This window comes from Scandinavium sp. (assembly GCF_051650185.1).
GTDB lineage: Bacteria > Pseudomonadota > Gammaproteobacteria > Enterobacterales > Enterobacteriaceae > Scandinavium.
Window position 1 is genome coordinate 12,883 of record NZ_JBOFIN010000027.1, and the last position, 23,083, is coordinate 35,965.

General features: G+C 52.9%; 24 protein-coding genes and 1 pseudogene. 12 read left to right on the forward strand and 13 right to left on the reverse strand.

The genetic code is table 11. The annotated features are described in order from the left end of the window. The first annotated feature begins 39 nt into the window (after positions 1–39). Positions 40–615, forward strand: a complete 576-nt coding sequence (locus ACRCWW_RS03400; protein WP_438681140.1) for a nuclear transport factor 2 family protein — start codon at positions 40–42, stop codon at positions 613–615. An 84-nt stretch (positions 616–699) separates the two neighbouring features. Here ACRCWW_RS03400 and murJ read toward each other — a convergent pair whose 3' ends face one another. The 4 genes from murJ to rimJ all read right to left on the reverse strand — a co-directional run bounded on the left by murJ (position 700) and on the right by rimJ (position 4,520). Further along, the gene (murJ, locus tag ACRCWW_RS03405) at positions 700–2,235 is read right to left on the reverse strand and encodes a murein biosynthesis integral membrane protein MurJ (RefSeq protein ID WP_438681141.1); all 1,536 of its coding nucleotides are present in this window, start codon (positions 2,233–2,235) and stop codon (positions 700–702) included. Between the two features lie 114 nt (positions 2,236–2,349). Next, positions 2,350–3,276: a Gfo/Idh/MocA family protein gene (locus tag ACRCWW_RS03410; protein ID WP_438681142.1), complete on the reverse strand. Its 927-nt coding sequence runs from the start codon at positions 3,274–3,276 to the stop codon at positions 2,350–2,352. A 2-nt stretch (positions 3,277–3,278) separates the two neighbouring features. After that, positions 3,279–3,926, reverse strand: a complete 648-nt coding sequence (locus ACRCWW_RS03415) for a YceH family protein (protein WP_438681143.1) — start codon at positions 3,924–3,926, stop codon at positions 3,279–3,281. Between the two features lie 9 nt (positions 3,927–3,935). Continuing rightward, the gene (gene rimJ / locus ACRCWW_RS03420) at positions 3,936–4,520 is read right to left on the reverse strand and encodes a ribosomal protein S5-alanine N-acetyltransferase (RefSeq protein WP_438681144.1); all 585 of its coding nucleotides are present in this window, start codon (positions 4,518–4,520) and stop codon (positions 3,936–3,938) included. A gap of 222 nt (positions 4,521–4,742) precedes the next feature. On the opposite strand from rimJ, the pseudogene ACRCWW_RS03425 reads away from it, so the two are divergent. The 7 genes and pseudogenes from ACRCWW_RS03425 (at position 4,743) to ACRCWW_RS03455 (ending at position 9,467) form a co-directional block, all read left to right on the forward strand. Next, positions 4,743–5,351 (forward strand): annotated as a pseudogene (locus tag ACRCWW_RS03425) (hypothetical protein). Positions 5,352–5,457: 106 nt separating this feature from the next. After that, on the forward strand, positions 5,458–6,018 hold the full coding sequence (locus ACRCWW_RS03430) for a lipoprotein (RefSeq protein WP_404658658.1): 561 nt from the start codon (positions 5,458–5,460) through the stop codon (positions 6,016–6,018). A gap of 143 nt (positions 6,019–6,161) precedes the next feature. Next, positions 6,162–7,208: a dihydroorotase gene (gene pyrC, locus ACRCWW_RS03435; protein ID WP_438681145.1), complete on the forward strand. Its 1,047-nt coding sequence runs from the start codon at positions 6,162–6,164 to the stop codon at positions 7,206–7,208. A gap of 76 nt (positions 7,209–7,284) precedes the next feature. After that, positions 7,285–7,530: a DNA damage-inducible protein I gene (gene dinI, locus ACRCWW_RS03440; RefSeq protein ID WP_438681146.1), complete on the forward strand. Its 246-nt coding sequence runs from the start codon at positions 7,285–7,287 to the stop codon at positions 7,528–7,530. 282 nt (positions 7,531–7,812) lie between these two features. Then, the gene (gene bssS, locus ACRCWW_RS03445; protein WP_330982066.1) at positions 7,813–8,067 is read left to right on the forward strand and encodes a biofilm formation regulator BssS; all 255 of its coding nucleotides are present in this window, start codon (positions 7,813–7,815) and stop codon (positions 8,065–8,067) included. Positions 8,068–8,186: 119 nt separating this feature from the next. Continuing rightward, positions 8,187–9,305, forward strand: a complete 1,119-nt coding sequence (gene solA, locus ACRCWW_RS03450) for an N-methyl-L-tryptophan oxidase (protein WP_438681147.1) — start codon at positions 8,187–8,189, stop codon at positions 9,303–9,305. A 48-nt stretch (positions 9,306–9,353) separates the two neighbouring features. Continuing rightward, positions 9,354–9,467, forward strand: a complete 114-nt coding sequence (locus ACRCWW_RS03455) for a DUF2770 family protein (RefSeq protein ID WP_438681148.1) — start codon at positions 9,354–9,356, stop codon at positions 9,465–9,467. On the opposite strand, the gene trhO is transcribed toward ACRCWW_RS03455, so the two are convergent. Beyond that, on the reverse strand, positions 9,429–10,520 hold the full coding sequence (gene trhO, locus ACRCWW_RS03460) for an oxygen-dependent tRNA uridine(34) hydroxylase TrhO (RefSeq protein WP_438681149.1): 1,092 nt from the start codon (positions 10,518–10,520) through the stop codon (positions 9,429–9,431). The two genes, ACRCWW_RS03455 and trhO, sit on opposite strands and share 39 nt — an antisense overlap. A gap of 220 nt (positions 10,521–10,740) precedes the next feature. Here trhO and ACRCWW_RS03465 point away from each other — a divergent pair, with 220 nt between their 5' ends. The 3 genes from ACRCWW_RS03465 (at position 10,741) to ACRCWW_RS03475 (ending at position 13,534) form a co-directional block, all read left to right on the forward strand. Next, a complete protein-coding gene (locus ACRCWW_RS03465) occupies positions 10,741–11,670 on the forward strand; it encodes a Kdo(2)-lipid IV(A) acyltransferase (RefSeq protein ID WP_438681150.1) in 930 nt (309 codons plus the stop codon). A 138-nt stretch (positions 11,671–11,808) separates the two neighbouring features. Next, positions 11,809–13,065, forward strand: a complete 1,257-nt coding sequence (gene mdtG, locus ACRCWW_RS03470) for a multidrug efflux MFS transporter MdtG (protein WP_438681151.1) — start codon at positions 11,809–11,811, stop codon at positions 13,063–13,065. A gap of 94 nt (positions 13,066–13,159) precedes the next feature. Continuing rightward, positions 13,160–13,534, forward strand: a complete 375-nt coding sequence (locus ACRCWW_RS03475) for a MysB family protein (RefSeq protein WP_438681152.1) — start codon at positions 13,160–13,162, stop codon at positions 13,532–13,534. Here the strand turns inward: ACRCWW_RS03475 and ACRCWW_RS03480 are convergent, their stop codons facing one another. The 3 genes from ACRCWW_RS03480 to mdoG all read right to left on the reverse strand — a co-directional run bounded on the left by ACRCWW_RS03480 (position 13,535) and on the right by mdoG (position 17,907). Further along, positions 13,535–13,762, reverse strand: a complete 228-nt coding sequence (locus ACRCWW_RS03480; protein ID WP_330982077.1) for a YceK/YidQ family lipoprotein — start codon at positions 13,760–13,762, stop codon at positions 13,535–13,537. It lies immediately after the preceding gene. A 70-nt stretch (positions 13,763–13,832) separates the two neighbouring features. Beyond that, positions 13,833–16,361, reverse strand: a complete 2,529-nt coding sequence (mdoH, locus tag ACRCWW_RS03485; protein ID WP_438681153.1) for a glucans biosynthesis glucosyltransferase MdoH — start codon at positions 16,359–16,361, stop codon at positions 13,833–13,835. Next, the gene (gene mdoG / locus ACRCWW_RS03490; RefSeq protein WP_438681154.1) at positions 16,354–17,907 is read right to left on the reverse strand and encodes a glucans biosynthesis protein MdoG; all 1,554 of its coding nucleotides are present in this window, start codon (positions 17,905–17,907) and stop codon (positions 16,354–16,356) included. The genes mdoH and mdoG overlap by 8 nt, the downstream gene beginning before the upstream one ends. 252 nt (positions 17,908–18,159) lie before the next feature. Here mdoG and mdoC point away from each other — a divergent pair, with 252 nt between their 5' ends. Further along, a complete protein-coding gene (gene mdoC / locus ACRCWW_RS03495; RefSeq protein WP_438681155.1) occupies positions 18,160–19,317 on the forward strand; it encodes a glucans biosynthesis protein MdoC in 1,158 nt (385 codons plus the stop codon). A gap of 31 nt (positions 19,318–19,348) precedes the next feature. Here mdoC and ACRCWW_RS03500 read toward each other — a convergent pair whose 3' ends face one another. The 5 genes from ACRCWW_RS03500 to csgB all read right to left on the reverse strand — a co-directional run bounded on the left by ACRCWW_RS03500 (position 19,349) and on the right by csgB (position 22,682). Next, on the reverse strand, positions 19,349–20,803 hold the full coding sequence (locus ACRCWW_RS03500) for a phospholipase D family protein (RefSeq protein WP_438681156.1): 1,455 nt from the start codon (positions 20,801–20,803) through the stop codon (positions 19,349–19,351). Between the two features lie 70 nt (positions 20,804–20,873). After that, positions 20,874–21,197, reverse strand: a complete 324-nt coding sequence (locus tag ACRCWW_RS03505) for a type 1 fimbrial protein (protein WP_438681157.1) — start codon at positions 21,195–21,197, stop codon at positions 20,874–20,876. A gap of 144 nt (positions 21,198–21,341) precedes the next feature. Beyond that, positions 21,342–21,671, reverse strand: coding sequence for a curli assembly chaperone CsgC (gene csgC, locus ACRCWW_RS03510; protein WP_438681158.1), 330 nt, complete (start codon positions 21,669–21,671; stop codon positions 21,342–21,344). Between the two features lie 63 nt (positions 21,672–21,734). Beyond that, complete coding sequence (locus ACRCWW_RS03515; RefSeq protein WP_438681159.1) at positions 21,735–22,184, reverse strand: hypothetical protein; 450 nt, start codon at positions 22,182–22,184, stop codon at positions 21,735–21,737. Between the two features lie 39 nt (positions 22,185–22,223). Further along, on the reverse strand, positions 22,224–22,682 hold the full coding sequence (gene csgB / locus ACRCWW_RS03520; protein WP_438681160.1) for a curli minor subunit CsgB: 459 nt from the start codon (positions 22,680–22,682) through the stop codon (positions 22,224–22,226). Positions 22,683–23,083: the final 401 nt, after the last annotated feature.

Sequence of the window (23,083 nt, forward strand, 5' to 3'; positions counted from 1 at the left end):
CCATCAAAACGACATTGCGAGTTAACCGGAGCCAAAAATATGAACAACAAAGTTGAAGACCGTCTGCAAATCAGTGACCTGATGACAGGGTGGATCCACCGTGATTTGGGTGAGTGGGACGCGATGCGTTCGCTTTTTCACGCTGACGCTACGATTGAAATCACCTGGTTTGAAGGGCTGGCAAGCGACTTCATCGATGCGTCTGCAAGGATGGGCGAATCGGATTTGAAAACCAAGCACATGATTGGCGCGCCGGTGATCGCTTTTAACGGTGACAAGGCGATTGTCGAAACCAACGCCATGATCATTGGCGAAAACATCGAACTGAACCTTGGCTGCTGCGTCCACAACCGCTTCTATGATCGTGTAGAAAAACGCAACGGCAGCTGGAAGATTACCCATCGCCAGAGCGTGTATGACATGGGCAGCTTCAGCTTCCCGCTTGGTCTGGTTGACATCGATATGGCCGTTTGCCAGAAGTACCCGCGCGAATATGCGGCACTGGCTTATGTGCTGGAGAAAAGCGGCTTTCCGGTAAATCGCGTGTTTGCGACGCGTGGCAGTGAGTTAGAAAGGAAAATGAAAGCGGAAGGTCTGGCGTGGCTGGCTCAGTGAGTTGAGCCTTAATGCCGGGCGGCGGCTTCGCCTGACCCGGCAAGTTCTGTAGGCCGGGCAAACAACGTGCCGCCCGGCAATACATCAGGCGGTACGGCGTGCAAATTCCTTCACACGGAAACCTAACAGCATCAGCGTGGCGAAGTAAGCCACAATCCCCGCTACGACGACCGCCATTAAACGCATCAGGCGGAACGGCATTGTGCCCTGCGACCATTCAGGCATGATGTGCATCATTCCGAGCAGCACCGCCGACATCACCAATACCGCCGCAATCATACGTGCAAGGAATTTGCCCCAGCCCGGCTGCGGGGTGAAAATTTTCTGCTTACGCAACTGCCAGTAAAGCAGGCTCGCATTAAGACAAGCCGCCAGACCAATCGAGAGCGACAGCCCGGCATGTTTCAGCGGGCCGATAAACGCCAGGTTCATCAACTGCGTCATGATAAGCGTGATGATGGCGATTTTGACTGGCGTTTTGATGTCCTGACGCGAATAGAAGCCCGGAGCCAGCACCTTCACCACAATCAGCCCCATCAGGCCCACGGAATAGGCTACCAGCGCACGCTGCGTCATCGCGGCATCGAACGCGGTGAATTTACCGTACTGGAACAGCGAAACCGTCAGCGGTTTTGCCAGAATCCCCAATGCCACTGCACTTGGCAAAGCCAGCAGGAAGCACAGACGCAGACCCCAGTCCATCAGGCGGCAATATTCATCGTGGTTGCCGCTGGCGAAACTTTTGGACAGCGACGGCAGCAGAATGGTCCCTAGCGCCACGCCCAATACGCCGGAAGGAAACTCCATCAGGCGGTCTGCGTAATACATCCACGAGACAGAGCCCGACACCAGAAACGACGCGAAAATGGTGTTGATGATAAGGGAAATCTGGCTAACGGAAACCCCGAGGATCGCCGGACCCATCTGTTTCACTACGCGAAGAGAACCCGCATCTTTCAGGTTGATGCGCGGCAGCACCAGCATGCCGATTTTTTTCAGGTGCGGCAGTTGGTAAAACAGCTGTAGCACGCCGCCTACGGTCACCGCCCACGCCAGCGCCAGCACCGGAGGATTGAAGTAAGGCGCGGCAAACAGCGCAAAACCAATCATGCTGATGTTGAGGAACGTTGGCGCAAACGCGGGCACCGAGAAGCGATTCCAGGTGTTGAGAATGGCCCCCACCAGCGAAGCCAGTGAGATAAGCAAAATATAAGGGAACGTGATCCGCAGCAGCTGGCTGGTCAGCGCAAATTTATCGGCGGTATCCGCAAAGCCGGGGGCTGTAATGGTAATCACCCAGGGCGCTGCCAGCATCCCAACAATCGTGACGACAGCCAGTGCCAGCGTTAACAGACCCGAGACGTAGGAGACAAAAACACGCGTTGCGTCTTCGCCCTGTTTACTTTTGTATTCTGCCAGAATAGGCACGAACGCCTGAGAGAATGCGCCTTCCGCAAAAATACGGCGCAGCAGGTTTGGCAATTTAAAGGCTACGAAAAAGGCGTCGGTTGCCATCCCTGCCCCAAAAACCCTCGCCACAATGGCATCGCGCGCAAATCCGAGCACGCGGGAAAACATGGTCATCGAGCTGACGGCAGCCAGCGATTTTAATAGATTCATTAACGTGAGATTCCACACTCGGGAACAAAAACGCCTGTCAGCAAACAGGCGTTGGAAAGTGGCGATAGTCTACCTGGATTAGCGGTAAATACTACTGGCAGATGTTACAGGGCCTTACTCGCTCATGGCCTCCTGCCACAGTTTTTCGACCACACGCTGGGCGGCAATCGCCTGTTCTCCTGCGGTTTCCGGAACTGTCTGATTTTCCACGCATTCAATGAAATGGCGGGCGCAGCCTGCAAAGCCACGCTGTTCGAGCGTGCTCTGCCAGCCCGGTACCGGGCGTTCGACCACGCCTGCGCCCCGCTCTTCACGCCAGTCGCGCATATCGGTGATATCAATCAGTGCACCATCGGTCACAGCCTGTACCCATTCACGCTGGCTGCCAGCCCGACGATGCATGCTGGTGGTGATTTGCATCTGCGGCAGGCTGAAATGGTGCTCGGCATAGAGCATTTCCCCCTGCTCCGTCGTCTGCAATGTTCCACTGCTTAACTGGGGTTTCCCGCCCGCCAGCCATAACGCCGTATCAACCACGTGGAGATAGTCATCAAGCAACGTGAAACGCAGATCGTGTGGCCCGACGCTGTTGGCGCGGTGTTTATCCATCCGCAGCGAAGCGCCATCAGAGAGATGCGTTTTCAGCTCGCGATAAAGCGGCGCGAAGCGGCGGTTAAAGCCGACCATCAGGGTGAGCTTTTTCTTTTCGGCCAGTTCCAGCAGGCGAATGGCGTCGCTGAGTTTATCCGCCAGGGGCTTATCCACGCAGACGTGAACACCGGCATTCAATAGTTCACTGACGACGCTGTAATGCGTGGCGGTGGCGCTGTGCACGAATACCGCATCGCACTGGGAAGCCAGATGCTGCAGGGAATCAGCCAGCGGGACACGATAGGTTTCGCAGATGCGTAGCGCTTTTTCACGCCCGGGTGACCAGGCTGCCTGTAGCGTCCAGTCATTGGCAGCGCTCAGCACCGGCAGCCACGCTTTCTGCGCGATGCCGCCGAGCCCTACGACGCCGATTCGAAGTTTCGCGGTCACGTTCAGTCTCCTAAATGAGCCAGCAATGAATCCAGGCGTTGTTTGAGATCGGCCACTTCTGCTTCAAGGGCTTCCACTCGCTCGGACAGATCGTTGGTGACGGGTAAAGCGCTTGCAGTCGAGATGGCTGACATGTCCACCTCGCCGCTGAACAGATGCATATAGCGCTGCTCACGTTTGCCCGGCTCACGCGGCAGGCGCACCACGAACGGGCCATCTTCGCGAGCAGCCAGATGCTCAAGCGCATTTTCCACTTCCGCTGTGTCACCAAACTCATGCATACGCTGAGCTCTGGTCCGCAGTTCACCCGGCGTTTGCGGGCCTCGCAGCAACAGCGTGGTGATCAGCGCCACTTCTCCAGCCGTCAGCTTCAAATCGCCAAATTCTGAATTGCAAAAACGCTGTTCGTATTTGGTGACGCGATTGCCAAAACCACTGACGGTTCGCAGATAATGGCGCTTCACCAGCTGATCCAGCTGGTCCTGTACTTCGCTCTCAGAGAGTGACATTACCGGTTCACGGTTGGTTTTCTGGTTGCAGGCCAGAGTCACGGCATTGACCGATAAAGGGTACTGTTCCGGCGTCGTCACCTGCTTTTCCAGCAGACAGCCAATCACTCGCGCTTCATGCGCCGTTAACTGATACTTCATGATTTCTCCTTAGCGACCTGCCGTCCACTCGCGGGTGGTCAGCGCCGTCAGAACGTGGTCACGCCACTGCCCGTCAATCAGCAGATAATCTTTGGCATAACCTTCTTTTTCAAAGCCGAGCTTCGCCAGCAGAGCGCCACTGCGCTGATTGTGCGGCATGTAGTTGGCCATAATGCGGTGAATATGCTGGGTGCGCTGCATATAGCGGATCGCCGAGGTCAGCGCTTCATACATCAGCCCCTGCCCCTGCCACTTCTGACCGATGGAGTAGCCCAGATAGCACGCATGGAACGAGCCACGGACAACGTTCGAGAAATTAGCCACGCCAATAATCTCTTTCTCTTCCGGGTCGAGAAGGGCGAAGTAAAACGCGGAGCCCTGTTTGTGAAATTCGCCGATCATCGATAAACGCGCCTGCCAGCCTGAAGGGTAGCAATGGCTATCGTCACGGACGGGTTCCCAGGGTTTTAAGAACGCTTTATTTTCGGCGTAATAGTCAGCCAGCCGCCAGGCATCACGGTCATGAACCAGACGCACCACCAGCCGGTCTGTTGTTAAGCGCACTTTCGGCACGTTACTGCGGTAGCCAAACATCTTACCCCACTCCTTAACATCGCAATGATCTTCACTATACCTGTCCGCTGGCACCTTGTGAAAACAGCACCCTACGATTTTCTGCGTCACTTCTGCTTTTCGATAAATTAACTCTATCAAAAATGTCTTTTGATAAAAAAATATTGTCGCAACTGGCCGCCAGAATCCCGCATTTGTCACGCCAGAATGGAAGCCTCACCGTTTTGTTTCCCTGGAGGGGAAATGCCGTCCCGCATCTCGCAGGCGCGAAGCCTGGGTAAATATTTCCTGCTAGTCGACAACATGCTGGTTGTGCTCGGCTTTTTTGTCGTGTTCCCGCTGATCTCCATCCGATTTGTCGATCAAATGGGCTGGGCCGCGCTGATGGTTGGCATCGCGCCAGGCTTACGCCAGTTTGTACAGCAGGGCCTTGGGATTTTTGGTGGCACGATAGCCGACCGTTTCGGCGCCAAACCCATGATTGTCACCGGCATGCTTATGCGAGCTGCGGATTTTGCCACCATGGCGGTGGCGCATGAACCGTGGATGCTTTGGCTTTCCTGCATTCTTTCCGGGATAAGCGTTTTGTTACCTATGTGCTGACGCTCACCGGCTATTACATGCTGGCGGTGCAGGTGATGTTGATGCTGCCGATCATGGTTAACGATATCGCCGGTTCAGCGGCGGCAGGGCTACGCCGGAGGCGGCTGGTTGTTTGATGCAGGTAAAGCGATGTCGCAGCCGGAACTTCCGTGGGCAATGCTGGGTGCCATTGGCATCATAACTTTCCTTGCGCTGTGGTGGCAGTTTAGCCAGAAAAGAGCCGCAGCCGGCATGGTACCGCGAGTATAATGTCAACCATGGTAACAATTCAGCGCATTCTGCTGGTGTGCATTGTACTGACAGGGCATGCTGCTTTGTGTCAGGATGAGACAAAGGCAATATATTGAGGACTTCCATGAAGAAGATGTTGTTTGTGGCTGTGATGATGGCCAGTGCCGTGCTGTCTGGCTGTAACAAGCTGACGCAATACTCCGTGAGTGAACAGGAAATTAATCAGGCGCTGCAAAAGCACAATAATTTCTCAAAAGATATTGGCCTGCCTGGCGTGGCGGATGCGCATATTGTGCTCAGCAATCTCTCCAGCGCTATCGGACGCGAAGAACCCAATAAAATCACGCTAAACGGTGTGGCAAATCTGGACATGACTTCGCTGTTTGGCAACCAGAAAGCGACCATTGACCTGAAACTGAAAGCATTGCCGGTCTTCAACAAAGAGAAAGGCGCCATCTTCCTGCAGGAAATGGAAGTGGTTGATGCCAAAGTTCAGCCAGAAAAAATGCAATCCGTGGTGCAGACCATGATGCCTTATCTGAACCAGTCTCTGCGGAGTTACTTCAACAAACAGCCTGCCTACGTGCTGCGTGACGATGCCAGCGAAGGTGAAGCGATGGCGAAGAAATTAGCCAAAGGCATTGAAGTGAAACCAGGCGAAATCGTGATCCCCTTTACCGATTGATGACGGATTCATTCAGTAAGGGCGCTTCGGCGCCCTTTTTTTTCGCGCTGACCTTTTTCAAACAAAAGAGTGCAAAGGAAAACGTTTCCGCTTATCCTTAGTGCCCGGCAAAAATAGCCCTTATTAACCAGCCGGAGTCCACCATGACAGCACAATCCAATCGCCTGAAAATCCGCCGCCCCGACGACTGGCATATCCATCTGCGTGATGGCGATATGCTCAAAACCGTCGTGCCTTATACCAGTGAAGTGTATGGACGTGCGATTGTGATGCCAAACCTGGTGCCACCGGTCACCACCGTCGATGCCGCCATCAGCTATCGCCAGCGCATTCTGGATGCGGTGCCTGCTGGTCATGATTTTACGCCGCTGATGACCTGCTACCTGACCGATACCCTCGACCCGAACGAGCTTGAGCGTGGATTCAAAGAAGGCGTCTTCACCGCCGCGAAGCTTTATCCAGCGAATGCCACCACCAACTCCAGCCACGGCGTGACCAGCATTGATGCCATCATGCCGGTGCTTGAGCGCATGGAGAAACTTGGCATGCCGCTGCTGGTTCACGGGGAAGTCACTCACGCTGACATCGATATTTTTGACCGCGAAGCGCGTTTTATTGAATCCGTGATGGAGCCAATGCGTCAGCGCTTGCCGGGCCTCAAAGTCGTGTTCGAGCACATCACTACCAAAGATGCCGCGGAATATGTGCGTGATGGTAACGAGCTGATTGCCGCCACCATTACGCCTCAGCACCTGATGTTCAACCGCAACCACATGCTGGTGGGGGGCGTGCGCCCTCACCTTTATTGCCTGCCGATCCTTAAGCGCAACATCCACCAGCAAGCGCTGCGTGAACTGGTTGCCAGTGGCTTTACGCGTGCTTTCCTCGGTACCGACTCAGCCCCTCACGCACGCCATCGTAAAGAAGCCAGCTGCGGCTGCGCGGGTTGTTTTAACGCCCCAACAGCACTTGCCAGTTACGCGACTGTGTTTGAAGAGATGAATGCGTTGCAGCATTTCGAAGCGTTCTGCTCACTCAACGGCCCACAGTTCTATGGCCTGCCAGTGAATGAAAGCTTTATCGAACTGGAGCGCAAAGAGAGTCAGGTTGTCGACAGTATCGCACTCACAGACGACACGCTGATCCCATTCCTGGCGGGTGAAACCGTTAACTGGAGCGTAGTACGCTAAAAAAGTGTCAGTCCCCTGTTGTAAGTTGCCAAAACTAACTGTATAAATATCCAGTATACTCAACAGGGGGCAAACCATGCGTATTGAAGTGACCATTGCCAAAACAACCGTTTTACCTGCTGGCGCTATTGATGCGCTGACCAGCGAGCTTTCCCGCCGTATTCTCAGCCAGTTTCCCGACCGTGACGGTCAGGTCAGCGTGCGCTATGCCGCCGCCAACAACCTTTCCGTTATCGGCGCGCCGAAAGAAGATAAAGACCGCATCAGCGAAATTCTCCAGGAAACCTGGGAAAGCGCAGATGACTGGTTCATCACTGATTAAAAAACGCTCCATCATTATGTTAATGTTTGCCGGGTCGCCCCGGCTTTTTTTTATTTTTTTTGTGCCTTTTTTAACCCTTTTCTTATTGCATCGTTAATCTTTTAAAAAATAACGAACTAACTGCCGTTTTATTGTTCAAAAAAACGAACTACGCAGAAAAAAATCTTGCTGTTCAGTTAAAAATTCGAATATTTTCATAGTTGTTGATATAATTAATTTGCTTCAGAAAACATGCATTGAACCTCGAACCGTTGTCTTTAAACACGCTAATAAGGGGTTATGATGGAAAAGAATAATGAAGTCATCCAGACCCACCCACTCGTTGGATGGGACATCAGCACCGTAGACAGCTACGATGCGCTGATGCTGCGCCTGCACTACCAGAACCCCACAGAGCCAAGTCACAACGAAGCAGAAATCGGCCAGACGTTATGGTTAACGACCGATGTCGCCCGCCAGTTTATTTCCATTTTAGAAGCGGGTATCGCAAAAATAGAATCGGGCGAATTCCAGGAAAACGAGTATCGCAGGCATTAGTGCATAATGCTGAAAATTCAAGCAACAGGCACCCTATGGGTGCCTTAATTATTTGTGCCCTTGTCACGCTGAATCAGATTAATTACTCTGCTAATAAAGAAAAGAGCTGAGAGAAACGTATGAGTTACGACTTAATTATTATCGGCAGTGGCTCTGTCGGTGCCGCTGCAGGTTACTACGCTGCTCGCGCAGGATTGTCCGTCCTGATGACGGATGCTCATCTTCCCCCACACGCTGACGGCAGCCACCATGGAGATACGCGCCTGATTCGTCACGCCTATGGTGAAGGTGAAAAATACGTGCCGATGGTGCTGCGCGCTCAAGCGCTCTGGGACGAACTGGCGAAAATCAGCGGCGAAGAGATTTTTGAGCAAACCGGCGTGGTCAATCTTGGCCCTGCCCATTCGCCTTTTCTCAGTAATGTGGCGCAAAGCGCTCAGCAGTTTGGTCTGAATGTTGAAAAGCTGGATGCGCAGGCTGTCATGAAGCGCTGGCCTGAGATTCGTGTTCCGGACGATTACATCGCGCTATTTGAGCCCGCTTCCGGCGTGCTCAAAAGTGAACTTGCCGTGAAGGCATGGATTGAGTTAGCCCGTGAATCCGGTTGTGCGCAGCTTTTCAATTGCCCGGTCACTGCTATCGAACACCATGCCGATGGCGTCACTGTAAAAACAGCCGAAGGCGAATATCAGGGCAAACGCCTGCTGGTTAGCGCAGGAACCTGGGTCACAAAACTTCTGCCAGACTTGCCCATCCAGCCCGTGCGGAAAGTATTTGCCTGGTTCCAGGCCGACGGTCGCTACAGCCGCAAAAATAACTTCCCGGCTTTCACCGGCGAGCTGCCAAATGGCGATCAATACTATGGTTTCCCGGCGGAAGATAACGAGCTGAAGATTGGCAAGCACAACGGTGGTCAGGTGATTAGCTCGCCTGAGGAACGCAAACCGTTTGGCACCGTGGCAACGGATGGCTCAGAAGCGTTTAATTTCCTGCGTAATGTCCTGCCGGGTATTGGTGGCTGTCTGCACGGTGCGGCCTGTACCTACGACAACTCCCCGGATGAAGATTTCATTATCGACACGCTTCCCGGACAGGAAAATACGCTGCTGATTACCGGCCTGAGCGGTCATGGGTTTAAGTTCGCCTCAGTATTAGGTGAAATCGCGGCAGAGTTTGCCCAAGGGAAACCTTCTGCGTTTGATCTGTCGCCCTTCCGTCTGTCGCGCTTCAACGTATAACAGAGACAAAAAGCCCGGCACAGGCCGGGCTCCAATCACGAGACTTTCATGCGACGCGTTTATGACTTTCTGCTGAACAACATCCGCGAACACTTCGTGGTCTGGCTGGTACTTTGGCTGCTGTTAGCCGCCATTGACCTCATCTACCTTTACTTCTTTTGAGGCTGGCTTCGGGTCGGGAATGCCTAAACGTGTGTTGAGATGGCCACGAGATTTATTGAAAATCTTATTGCCGTTTTCACGCCCGGCCCGACGACGACGCTGCTCTTCTTCCGGCAACTGGCTCTCTTCCTGACACAGCTCGCTGCAACAGCCCTGGAATTTTTCCGCACAGGACGGGCACTGGATAAACAGCAGGTGACAGCCGTCATTCAGGCAGTTGGTGTGCGTGTCGCACAGCACGCCACACTGGTGACAATGGGCAATCACGTCTTCGGAAATACGCTCGCCCATACGCTCATCGAAGACAAAGTTTTTACCGATAAAGCGAACTGGCAGCCCCTGCTCACGAGCACGGCGGGCATATTCGATAATCCCGCCTTCGATGTGCCACACCTTGTTGAAGCCTTTGTGCTTCATAAAAGCACTGGCTTTCTCACAGCGAATACCGCCGGTACAGTACATCACGATTTTTTTATCGCGGTACTCTTCCATCATTTCGACCGCTTTGGGTAACTGGTCGCGGAAAGTATCAGCCGGAATTTCCAGCGCGTTTTCGAAATGCCCGACTTCGTATTCGTAATGGTTGCGCATGTCGATAAACACGGCATCCGGATCGTCGAGCATGGCGTTGACTTCTGCCGCTTTCAGATACTCGCCCACGTCACTGGCATCAAATGTCGGATCATCGATACCGTCCGCCACGATGCGATCACGCACTTTCATGCGCAGCACCCAGAACGATTTACCATCGTCATCTAAGGCAATATTGAGACGCAGATTATTGAGCGCTGGATCAAAGCCGTACAGCAGCTCACGAAAAGCTTCAACTTTGCTTTCCGGCACGCTGATTTGGGCGTTGACGCCTTCGTGGGCAAGATAGACACGCCCGAACACGCTTAGCTTAGAAAACGCCTGATACAGTGCGTCACGGGTGGCTTTAGGGTCGGCAATGGTGAAGTACTTATAGAATGAGATCGTCGTGCGCGGCTCGGTTTCGGCCATCAGCTGCGCTTTCAGTTCCTCATTCGAGATGCGGTTGTGTAACACTGGCATGGTGTTGGTTCCTGCATTCATCAATGAAAAATTCGCGGTGCGCATCATATAGCATGTGCTGCGAATTTACATCCCCACATTTTGCGCTACATTTCTCTCACTTGATACCGCTACACTGATCAACATTTGCCGCAATAAGCACCGTTCCGTCGGCCTGAATTTGGGCGAGGGATGAAAAAGTGCGATAATAGAACCAGTTGTCAGAAAGAACAGGAAAGAGATGACGCATTTACCTAAATTCACCTCCGCATTACTCCATCCACGTTATTGGTTAACCTGGCTTGGCGTTGGCGTGTTATGGCTGGTGGTTCAACTTCCCTACCCTCTCCTTTACCGTCTTGGCACCTCTGTAGGTCGTCTTTCTCTGCGTTTTATGAAGCGGCGCGCCAGCATCGCTTACCGTAATCTGGAACTTTGCTTTCCAGATATGAGTGCAGAAGAACGCCATCAGTGGGTCGTTAAAAACTTCGAGTCCGTTGGCATGGGGCTGATGGAAACCGGCATGGCGTGGTTCTGGTCTGACAAACGTATGGCCAAATGGAGCGATGCAAGCGGCGTCGATCAAATCCGTCTGGTGCAGGAACAACACCGCGGCATTCTGCTGATTGGCATCCACTTTCTGACCCTGGAAATTGGCGCCCGCATGTTCGGCCTGCACGCCTCTCCTGGCATTGGCGTTTATCGTCCCAATGACAATCCGGTGATTGACCTGATACAGACGTGGGGCCGCATGCGTTCCAATAAAGACATGCTCGACCGTAAAGATCTGAAAGGCATGATCCGCGCCCTGAAAAACGGGGAAGTGATCTGGTATGCCCCAGATCATGATTATGGCCCACAGGGCAGCGTCTTCGTGCCGCTTTTTGCCGTTGACCAGGCTGCGACCACCTCTGGCACGTACACTCTTGCACGTATGTCGAAGGCCTGCATCGTGCCTTTCGTGCCGCGTCGCAAACCGGATGGCAAAGGTTATGAGCTGGTGATCCTTGATGCCGAATGCTCTCCACCGCTTAAAGATGCCGAAAGCACCGCGACGTGGATGAACAAGGTGGTTGAGAAATGCATTCTGATGGCGCCAGAGCAATACATGTGGCTGCATCGCCGTTTCAAGACTCGCCCGGAAGGCGTGCCCTCCCGCTACAAGTTTTAAGCTCCTGTCTAAGCCCCTTTCGGGGCTTTTTTTCTCTTCTGTTTGCTTACCGTTGATTGCACTCATGGTTTAGCGAGCGCATAATTAGCCTGCTTATTACTTCTTTTTTGAATTGCTTGCGTCATTACGCGGACCCCTATGCTCTCCTCAGATGCCCCCATAAGCTGGAAACGGAATCTTACTATTGCCTGGATTGGCTGTTTCTTAACTGGCGCAGCCTTTAGCCTGGTGATGCCTTTCCTGCCGCTGTATGTCGAACAGCTTGGGGTAACGGGGCACAGCGCGCTCAATATGTGGTCCGGGCTGGTTTTCAGCATCACCTTTCTGTTTTCCGCTATTGCCTCCCCTTTCTGGGGTGGACTGGCTGATCGCAAAGGGCGCAAAATCATGCTGCTGCGCTCTGCTCTTGGCATGGGCATTGTGATGGTACTGATGGGCTTCGCGCAGAACATTTGGCAATTTTTGATTCTGCGCGCGCTGCTGGGGCTGCTCGGCGGTTTTATTCCCAATGCCAATGCGCTTATTGCGACTCAAATACCACGCCATAAAAGCGGCTGGGTGCTGGGCACACTGTCGACAGGCGGCGTGAGCGGTGCCCTGCTTGGCCCGCTTGCAGGTGGATTGCTGGCGGACAACTACGGCTTACGTCCTGTCTTTTTCATGACCGCCAGCGTGCTGTTTTTGTGCTTTGTGCTGACGCTTCTGTTTATCCGTGAGCAGTTTGTCCCCGTCGCGCGGAAGGAAATGCTCCACGCCCGCGACGTCCTCACCTCCCTGAAAAGCCCTAAGCTCGTCCTGAGCCTGTTTGTCACCACGATGATTATTCAGGTTGCTACCGGGTCTATTGCCCCGATTCTGACGCTGTATGTTCGCGAACTTGCCGGCAACGTCAGCAACATCGCGTTTATCAGCGGGATGATTGCGTCTGTCCCCGGTGTTGCGGCACTACTGAGTGCGCCCCGGCTGGGTAAGCTTGGTGATAAAATCGGCCCTGAAAAGATCCTGATTGCCGCCCTGATCGTTTCGGTCTTGCTGCTTATCCCTATGTCGTTCGTGCAAACCCCGTGGCAGCTTGGCATTCTGCGTTTTCTCCTCGGTGCGGCAGATGGTGCACTCTTACCCGCCGTGCAGACACTACTGGTGTACAACTCAACCAACCAGATTGCCGGGCGTATTTTCAGCTATAACCAGTCGTTTCGTGATATCGGCAATGTCACCGGCCCGTTGATTGGCGCTTCCGTTTCAGCCAGTTACGGCTTCCGTTACGTCTTTCTGGTGACCGCAGCTGTGGTGCTGTTCAATGCCATTTATACCGGGTTAAGCATGCGACGGGCTACTCAGCGTGACATTGCAGCCGCTGAGAGCAACAAGGAAGACCCGACCGTCGCCAGTTAATCCATCTGGATGATTTTTGGTTCAACTTTCTTGCTAAACGCAAACTTCGTCTATTCTTTTCCTGAAAACCACGTCAAACCGCAGGGAGAATGAGATGACCATGTATGCCACGCTCGATGAAGCTATTGATGCGGCTCGCGAAGAGTTCATCGCCAACACCCCGGATGCCGGTGAGAAAGACGCCAGCGTTCAGCAATTCAACCTCCAGAAATACGTGCTACAGGATGGCGATATCATGTGGCAGGCCGAGTTCTTTGCTGACGAAGGAGATGAAGGCGAATGTCTTCCCATGCTCAGCGGGGAAGCGGCGCAAAGCGTCTTTGACGGTGATTTCGATGAGATTGAATTAACTCAGGAGTGGATTGAGGAAAATACGCTGCATGAATGGGATGAGGGTGAGTATCAGCTGGAGCCGCCGCTGGACACCGAAGAGGGTCAGACGGCTGCCGATGAGTGGGATGAGCGCTGATTACTCGTAAGGGCCGTGGTGTGCATCTATTGGTAACAGCAGCGTATCGAAGACCAGTGAAAAAGGCAGGTCGAGGATAGTGATATAGCGCCACGCGCTGTCTCGCACATCCCACTGCACACCGGGATAATACTGATTGCCATGCCCCTGCCCGGGAATAGTACGGCTGATGATGCTGCCACACCCACTCAGTAAATACGCCATCAGGCACACTGCAATCACTCTCATCACACACCTCATCGTAAAAAAATACCGGCCAACTGACCGGTATTTTAATTTTAAGGACAAACCCGCAGGATTATTTCGTTTTCAACGCCAGCGGATTAAGCGCTATCTCAGAGTAATGGTTTACCCAGGAAGAGTAACGCTCCGGCGACGACCACACGCGGTAGTGCATGCGAGCCATGGTCACCGGGTCGCTCAGCAACACCAGACGACGGTCACGGGTGAGCTTGTCTGGCGTTTCGTTCAGCGCCTGTTCAACGTGGCGATCGCGGGCAATCTCCAGCACCTTACTTTTACGGTGACGGGCTGTTGCCATCGCAGTGGCCAGGGCATTAAACGACGGATTGAAGACCGCGTGCATAAAACCATCATCCAGCGAACGGGCGCGGTTCAGCTCGACAAACCGGTCGGTATCCTTCAGAACCTGCGGCGGAGAATATTCCTCTGGAATGAGGAACAGCTTCCAGCGCTTGGTGCGCAGACCCACGGTTGAACGGCTGGAAATCACCGACACAAACGGAGAAAGGATCAGCGAGAATACGATAGGCGCCAGCCAGAAGAGGAAACGCAGATCCAGCCACGCCATACCCGCCGCCCACACCAGGCCTAACAGCAGCTGAGAGCCATGACGCATGAACGCTTCGCCCCACGGAGTGGAGTCATCATCACGCTGCGGTGAGTTCCAGACCACTTCCCAGCCGAGGAACGCACTGACCACAAACACGGTGTGGAACAGCATACGAACCGGCGCCAGCAGCACGGAGAACAGCACTTCCAGCAGCAGAGAAGCGGTCACACGGAAGAAGCCGCCAAACTCTTTCGAGCCTTTGCACCAGATCAGAATGATACTGAGCAGCTTAGGCAGGAACAGCAGCACCATGGTCGAGGCAAACAGCGCAATGGCCAGTTCCGGACGCCACTGCGGCCAGACCGGGAACAGCTGACGCGGTTGCAGGAAGTATTGCGGTTCTGTCAGCGCGTGCACGACCTGAAGCGCGGTAGAAAGCGCAAGGAACATAAACCATAGCGGCGCAGAAAGATAAGACATGACGCCCGTCAGGAACACCGCACGGTGAACCGGGTGCATGCCTTTCACCAGGAACAGGCGGAAGTTCATCAGGTTTCCGTGGCACCAGCGACGGTCACGCTTCAGCTCATCCAGCAGGTTCGGTGGCAGTTCTTCATAGGAGCCAGGAAGGTCATAGGCAATCCACACGCCCCACCCTGCCCGGCGCATTAACGCGGCTTCTACGAAGTCGTGAGAAAGGATAGATCCAGCAAATGACCCTTCGCCCGGCAGCGGCGCAAGCGCACAGTGTTCGATGAACGGCTTCACACGGATTATCGCATTGTGACCCCAGTAGTGGGATTCCCCCAACTGCCAGAAGTGCAAGCCCGCGGTAAACAGCGGCCCGTAAACACGTGTCGCAAACTGCTGGCAGCGTGCATACAGCGTGTCCATGCCAGATGCTTTTGGTGAAGACTGGATGATACCGGCGTTCGGGTTGGCTTCCATCAGACGCACCAGACCACACAGGCAGTCGCCGGTCATGACGGAGTCCGCATCCAGAACGACCATATAGCTGTACTGGTTGCCCCAGCGACGGCAGAAGTCATCGATGTTGCCGCTTTTACGCTTCACACGACGACGGCGGCGACGGTAGAAAATCTGCCCTTCGCCCTGCACTTCCGCAATCAGCTCCATCCAGGCTTTCTGTTCACGCATGCAGATATCAGGATCGTAACTGTCACTCAGCACATAGACATCGAAATGCTTATGGTTGCCGGTGGCTTTTACGGATTCCCACGTCGCACGCAGACCCGCAAATACGCGGTCCACGTCTTCGTTACAGATAGGCATGATGAGCGCTGTGCGATGCTCAGGATTCAGCGCTTCGTCACCGACGGTGGAGGCTGAAATACTGTATTTATCGCGGCCAATCAGCAGTTGCAGGAAGCCCATTAAGGCTGTCCAGAACCCCGCAGAAACCCAACAGAACAGGATGGCGAACAGGATGAGGATGCCGGTTTGCAGCACATACGGCAGAAGCTGCATAAAGGAAACCCACAGATCCTGACCACGCATGTCCAGCGGGTTCACCAACGCCCAGCCCTGGTAAGGCAGGATGGTTTTCATGTACCAGGTGGCGACAACCGTCTGCGCCAGCGTCAGCACCAGCAGAATGTAGCGCCGGATCGTTCCGACGGTACGCCATTTGGCTTCATGCTCACGCTCTTCCTGAGTCAGACGTGACAGGTAGCGAGGCTGAACCTCACGCCCCAGCATTCTGTCCCAGAAGCGCCCAATCGGGTTGGTGCGCCACGGGTCCGGAAACATGGAGGAACGCGTGGCTTTCGGCATGGCTTCCAGCTGCGCGCGACCTTCATCGTCTTTAATTAACTGACCGTCGGCCAGTGAATCGGGCCAGGCTTGTTTCAGACGGCTTTCCACCGAAGCCAGCGGTGAATCATCTTCACGCGCGATGGCCGTATGTTCGGTGTCCAGCGCCTGATGCAGAGCACGAAAATCCGTGGTCGGCAATGCCGCTTTCTCAGTCTCTGAGAGCGGCATGGCATCGATGTAGTCGTTTATCTTATTCATTGGCAGGTAGCTGATAACTCCAGGTTTCACTCAGCGTCTGATCGCCATTGACCAGCGCAGCACGCATGTCTGTCGTTTTCTTCGCGTCTTTCACTTTCACGCGCAGCGTCAGACGCCAGCCTTTGCTCACCGGGTTATAACGAACATTGCTGTCCACGATTTCCCCGTTGTCGCCAATGCTGGTCTGAGCGGTAACTGGCGTCTCCTGCGGCAGCTTTTTCATGTCTGCGCCAGTGAAGTCGACAACAAACGCCGTGGTGCCGTCCGGCTGACGGATCAGGTTCGACTGCTTGACATCACCCGTTGAACGACGAGTCTGCATGACGTAGGCGTTATCCGGCGCATGCAGCTTGTCTTCGTCACGGCTGAAGGTGATGGTGTACTTGAAGTTCATCTCTTTACCGGCTTCCGGCAGCTGATCCGGAGTCCAGTACGCCACGATGTTATCGTTGGTTTCGTCGTTGGTTGGAATTTCAACTAACTCAACCTTCCCTTTACCCCAGTCGCCTTTCGGGGTGATCCACGCGCTTGGGCGCTGATCGTAACGATCGTCGAGGTCTTCATAACGCGAGAACTGGCGACCGCGTTGCAGCAGGCCAAAGCCCTGAGGATTTTCGGTCGCATAGCTGCTGACAGCCAGGTGTTTCGGGTTGTTCAGCGGACGCCAGATCCACTCACCATTGCCGGCATGAATCGACAGACCGTTGGAGTCGTGCAGTTCAGGACGGAAGTTGGTGGTTGGAGACGGTTGGTTCGGCCCGAACAGGAACATGCTGGTCAGTGGTGCAACGCCCAGTTTGCCCACTTTATCGCGCAGGTAAACTTTAGACTGCACGTCCACCACGGTATCGCGGCCCGGCATAATCACGAAACGGTATGCCCCGGTCGCACGCGGCGAATCCAGCAGCGCATAAATCGTCAGGCGTTTATCGGTTGGCTTTGGACGCTCAACCCAGAACTCGCGAAAACGCGGGAACTCTTCGCCAGACGGCAGCGCGGTATCAATCGCAAGACCACGGGCAGACAGACCATAAACCTGGCCCTGGCCGAGTACACGGAAATAGCTGGCTCCGAGCATGCTGACGATTTCGTCGTTTTTATCTTTGCTGTTGATCGGATACAGCACTTTGAAGCCGGCAAAGCCTAAATCCTTCACGGTGTCTTTATCGTGCTGGACGCTGCCAAAATTGAAGTAATCCGGGCTGTATTTGATTTTCTTCACGGACGTGGCGGTCACTTCGTTGATGGCGACCGGCGTGTCGAAATACATCCCCTGATGGTAGAATTCGAGCTTGAACGGAGTCTTAACGTTGCTCCAGTAAGCTTTGTCGTGGTTGAACTGAATTTGCTGATAGTCCGCGTATTTCATGTCGCGGAAAACAGAGGGCAGGTTACTTTTTGGTGCTTCGTAGCCCTTACCGGCAAGCGACTGAGCCTGCTTTGCTACATCGTCAATGCTAAAAGCCCATGCAGATGAAGTACACAGGGACAACATTACGGCTGCGCCTAACCAACGCAGTTTCATCATCTGTGGTTTATTTTTCATAATTAGTAAGCACTTCCCCCTTTGTGTGCTTAAATCGATCCGATCCATTTTACTGGAAACTCAAGCAATCCGACAACATAATCCCCATTTTGTTCGGCTCAGTAGCCTGTTGCGTAAACAACTCGTTACCACTGATTGCACTTTGCGTGCTTATCCTGGAGACAGGTTCCCGGACTTCGTGTAGGGTTGCTTCGAATGTAACCTTTGTCGCATTTTGCGATAAGACGAATAGTCTGAGAATTCCTTGAATTTATGAATAAAGTACCCGCACAACGTGAATATTTCCTCGACTCCATTCGCGCCTGGCTGATGCTGTTGGGGATCCCTTTTCACATTTCGCTTATCTATTCCAGTCATACCTGGCATGTCAACAGCGCGGAGCCTTCCTGGTGGCTGACGCTGTTTAACGATTTTATTCACTCCTTCCGCATGCAGGTGTTTTTCGTTATTTCTGGCTATTTTTCCTACATGCTTTTTTTGCGTTACCCGATGAAGAAGTGGTGGAAGGTTCGCGTTGAGCGTGTGGGCATTCCCATGCTGACAGCCATTCCTCTGCTCACGGTGCCGCAATTTTTGATGCTGCAGCATGTGAAAGGCAAAACCGAAACCTGGCACTCGCTCTCTTTCTACGATAAGTACAATACGCTGGCCTGGGAGCTCATTTCCCATCTGTGGTTCCTGCTGGTGCTGGTTGTGCTGACGACGGTCGGTCTGGCGCTGTTTCGCTGGATCAAGAAGCGCCAGCAGGCCTCAATTATCGCGTTCTTCGATAACGTGAACATGGGCAAACTGACCGTGCTGTTTTTGGCGCTCGGTGTTAGCTATGCCATGATTCGCCGCACCTTGTTTATTGTCTATCCGCCGATCCTTAGCGATGGCCTGTTCAATTTCGTGGTGATGCAAACGCTGTTCTACCTGCCCTTCTTTATTCTGGGCGCGCAGGCCTTTGTGAACCCTCGCCTGAAAGACTTGTTTACTACCCCGTCGCCGTGGTGCATGGCAGGCGCGGTGCTGGGCTTTATCGCTTACCGTCTGAATCAGCAATATGGCTCTGGCGATGCCTGGATGTATGAAACGGAATACGTGATCACCATGGTGCTTGGCCTGTGGATGGTCAATGTGGTGTTTGCCTTCGGCCACAAAATGCTGAATTTCAAATCCAGCCGCGTGACCTATTTTGTCAACGCCTCGTTGTTTATCTATCTGGTACACCACCCGCTGACGCTGCTTTATGGCGCGTGGATCACACCTGCAATCCATTCCAACACGCTGGGCTTTATCACCGGCCTGGTGTTTGTGGTCGGCATTGCCGTTGTGCTGTATGAACTGCATCTTCGCGTGCCGCTCTTACGCTTCCTTTTCTCCGGTAAACCCCAACATCCGGAACCAAAAGCACAGCCTTCTGCATAATTAACACGGCCGGGTTGCGCAGGCAGCCCGGTTACAGCAACCACTCGACCGGCAGCAAATAAGCAAGTTGAACCAGAAGACGTCGCCAGAGCTTCACGTCCGGTTCTTTCTTCAGCACTTTCTCGCCACCTTCTTCCCGGTCAATCCAGCGAATTTTTCCCCAACGTGATAAGCGCAACTGCCACGCGGCGTTTCGCTGGCTGCGCAAAAAACGGTGATGGATGCGCTGGGCAAGGTGTTCACTGTCGATAACCAGCCCCATCTCGGTATTCAGCAATGCCGAGCGCGGATCAAAATTGAACGAGCCAATAAACACTTTCTGGCCGTCAATACTGAACGTTTTGGCATGCAGGCTGGAGCCTGAATTCCCCGTCAGCCCGCGATCGTGCAAGCCGGGTCGGGTAGTGTTAGTCGGTTTGAGTTCGTACAGTTCAACCCCGTGACGCAGCAGCTTTTTACGCCAGCGAGCATACCCGGAGTGCACCACCGCCACATCGTTTGCCGCCAGAGAGTTAGTCAAAATAGCGACCTTCACGCCCTTGCGAACCAGCTGCAGGATAAGCGCCACGCCCGCCCGTCCAGGAACAAAATAAGCGGAAATGATATCGATGTGTGAGTGAGGCGTGCCCATCACGCTTCGCAAACGTTCCGGCAAAAGCATGCGCGGCGTAGCTTTCCCCTCTCCTTTTCGCGGATCGTCACTCAGCATTTTTGTTCTGGCGTGGATAAACGGCAACTCCCCTTGCGCCATCCTTTGCACCACTTTTGTCGTAGCCACTCGTTGCAGATACGCTTCGGCGGCCGCCTTTTGCTCAGGCGAATCAGCAAGCGAATCATTGTTGCCACTCTCTTCATCAGACAGCACATGTTTCAGCGGAGAAACCGAGTCACACTGCCAGTAGCGCTCAAAATCCTCCACCACTTCATCGACCACCGCCCCGACAGCCAGCACGTCAAGATCGGTAAACAAGGGCTCCTCGCCAATGCCAAAATAGGCATCACCTACATTTCGACCGCCAACAATGGTCGCCTCAGCATCGGCGGTGAAACTTTTATTGTGCATACGGCGGTTCAGCCGAGCGAAATCGGTCAGATACCCCAACATGCGCAGCGTGCGAAATGAAAAAGGATTGAAAAGACGAACATCAATCCGCGGATGCGAATCGAGCCGTTGCAGAATGTCATCCAGCCCGGAGGTGTTGTTGTCATCTAACAGCAATCGCACCTGTACGCCGCGATCTGCCGCCGCCAGCAAGGCCTGAAACAGCAGCCGGCCGGAAATATCGTTTTCCCAGATGTAGTACTGAACATCGAGCGTATGCGCCGCCAATCGGGCAAGCTCGTAGCGTGCGGCAAATGCTTCCAGGCTGTCTTCAAGCGTATGGATCCCGCACACATCTGCGGAAAGAAGATCGGCGGACCCTAATGAATCCGCAAGGAGCTTCTCTGGCGCCGGGCTGTCATAACGACCGTGCAATGTCTCCATCCTCCTGCCAAAGCGCCACTGTTACTCAAGCTTAGCTAATAGCAGGAGGAAACGGAGAAAAGTGAAGGGGTTATTTGTAGGCTACCGTGACAATCCCCAGCGTTTTCTCCGGGTTGAGATAATGCATGGAGACGGTGGCCATATCGTTGTTGACGGCTTTACCGTAGCTGGCTTGCTGGTAAGAAATGGTAGAGGTCTGGACTTGTCCGGCGCGATAGCAACTCATCGCAATGTGCCGGGTATTCGTGGCGATGTTACAGGGATCTTCGACGATGGCCCCAACAAAATGAATCACACCTCCCTGTGCCGTTGAAGAAGCCGCCAGCGCATTGCCTGAAAGGAAGGCCGTGGTAAGACAAACGAGGGATAACGCCTGTTTAGCTAAGGTTTTCATCGCGTAACTCCGTGGAATAGGTTCATCCCTGAGAGAAAGTGAGACACACGTTGCCCTGCACCGTGCGGTCTTTCACGACACTGCAAACCCTTAATCTAAAAGTAATCACAAGGATGAAATCTCGCCAGTCATCCTGATGACCTGCTAAGTCCTTTCCGCAGATGGCCACTGTGCAGACAGGTGAAGCGCTTGCCCGTCTGTTAACGTCACCACCACTTTCACTGTGTCGCTCGGGGAAATAGTTAACTGCATACGTGATACTTCTATCGGTTGATTAGCGGGTAACTTTAAAGATTTACTCTGTTGGATATTGCTGGTGCCGCCAGAGCCTTCGCGAACCGTCTGAATACTGACCTGGCACTGGCAAGGTTGTGTGACCGTGACCTGCGGCGTGATGGTGTACATGTCGCCCTGGTGCGTCACATTAAAAGCGATGCTATTGGTCAGCGCGGCGGCAATAAGTAAGGTGTTCATCTCTTTCTCCCATAAAAAAAACAGGGCACAGGCCCTGTTTTTTTATAGTTCAAGAACGGTTAATCAGTACTGATTAACGTTTGCCCAGTTAGCGTTACCGTATTGGGTCACGTTAACGGCTGAGTTATCAGCACTCTGGCTCACGTTGGAGTAGTTGCCTGCCCCACCGAAGTTAGCCTGAGTCACGTTGATTTTTGAACTGTCGCCAGACTGTGCGTTATAAGAAGCGTTGTTTGTACCAAACTGGTTAACGTTAATCTCACTACCCGCGCCCAAACCAAAGAGAGTTGGATTAGCGCCGATTTGGTTGGCTCCCGCCAGGTTATTGGCCCCATTTTGGGTAATATTGACCTTACCTTTATAAGAGTCGCCCTGAAGCACATTGGTGCCGTTACCATAACCGTTCTGATAAATATTCGTCGTTTCGGAATTACCCGGGAATTGGAGTCCAGTAGCAAATGCACTGCCGGAAACAATCACCATTGCAAGAACAGATAATTTAATCAGTTTCATAAAACCCCCATTGGCTTGATAGTGTTCGTTCGCATTTTCTTAGTGCGTAATAACACGCACAGACATTTGCGACGAGTTCTGCACAATAACTGTTTTACTACCTACGGACTGCTGTTGAGAAATACTGGCATGATTACCTGAACCTCGTTGGATAATTATGCCTGCATTACCATAGCCAGATTGGCTAATATCTGCATCATTACTATTTCCGGCCTGATCTACATAAGCCAGATTGTACCCACCGGATTGCGAAACATCAGACTGATTACCGTTACCTCGTTGAGAAACAACGGCTATTTGACTATCGCCCCCCTGCAGAACATTCGTGCCATTCCCGTATCCTCGCTGATTAACAATAGCGTTTTCATTTGAGGTATTCAGGTTTAGCCCGTTGGCAACCAGATTATATTCTGAACCGGCCAGATCATAACCCGATGCAGCTGCAAATCCAGGTATCGCCAGCAGTGATAACGAAAGAAAAATGGCTTTCTTGTTCATGTTCCACCCGCTTGAATCCTGGTGACTTCAGTTCCTGTTAAATAACGCCGCGGTTCTTGTTAATGCGACGTTACGATGAACAGTATGTTGCTGACCAAAATTAAAAGGTGTCACCCGCAAGGTTGATTTTATTTTTTTCGGATCATTCCTAAGTATGAGTTTTACCGTATGTCTCAGTCTTTAAATAAAAATAAAGCTGTTTCTATTATCAGAACATAAGATGAAATCTGGATAAGCTTATAAATCAACGCGTTTAACGCCAAAAGAAAAAGACAAACGTAAAGATGGGGATCGCGATCTCATTTGCTTAACTTTTTCCAGAGAAAAAACCGTTACAGAGATGAGTATTATATGCAAGATTTAGATGCCCGAAGCGCCAATAATATATCCCTTAAATATTA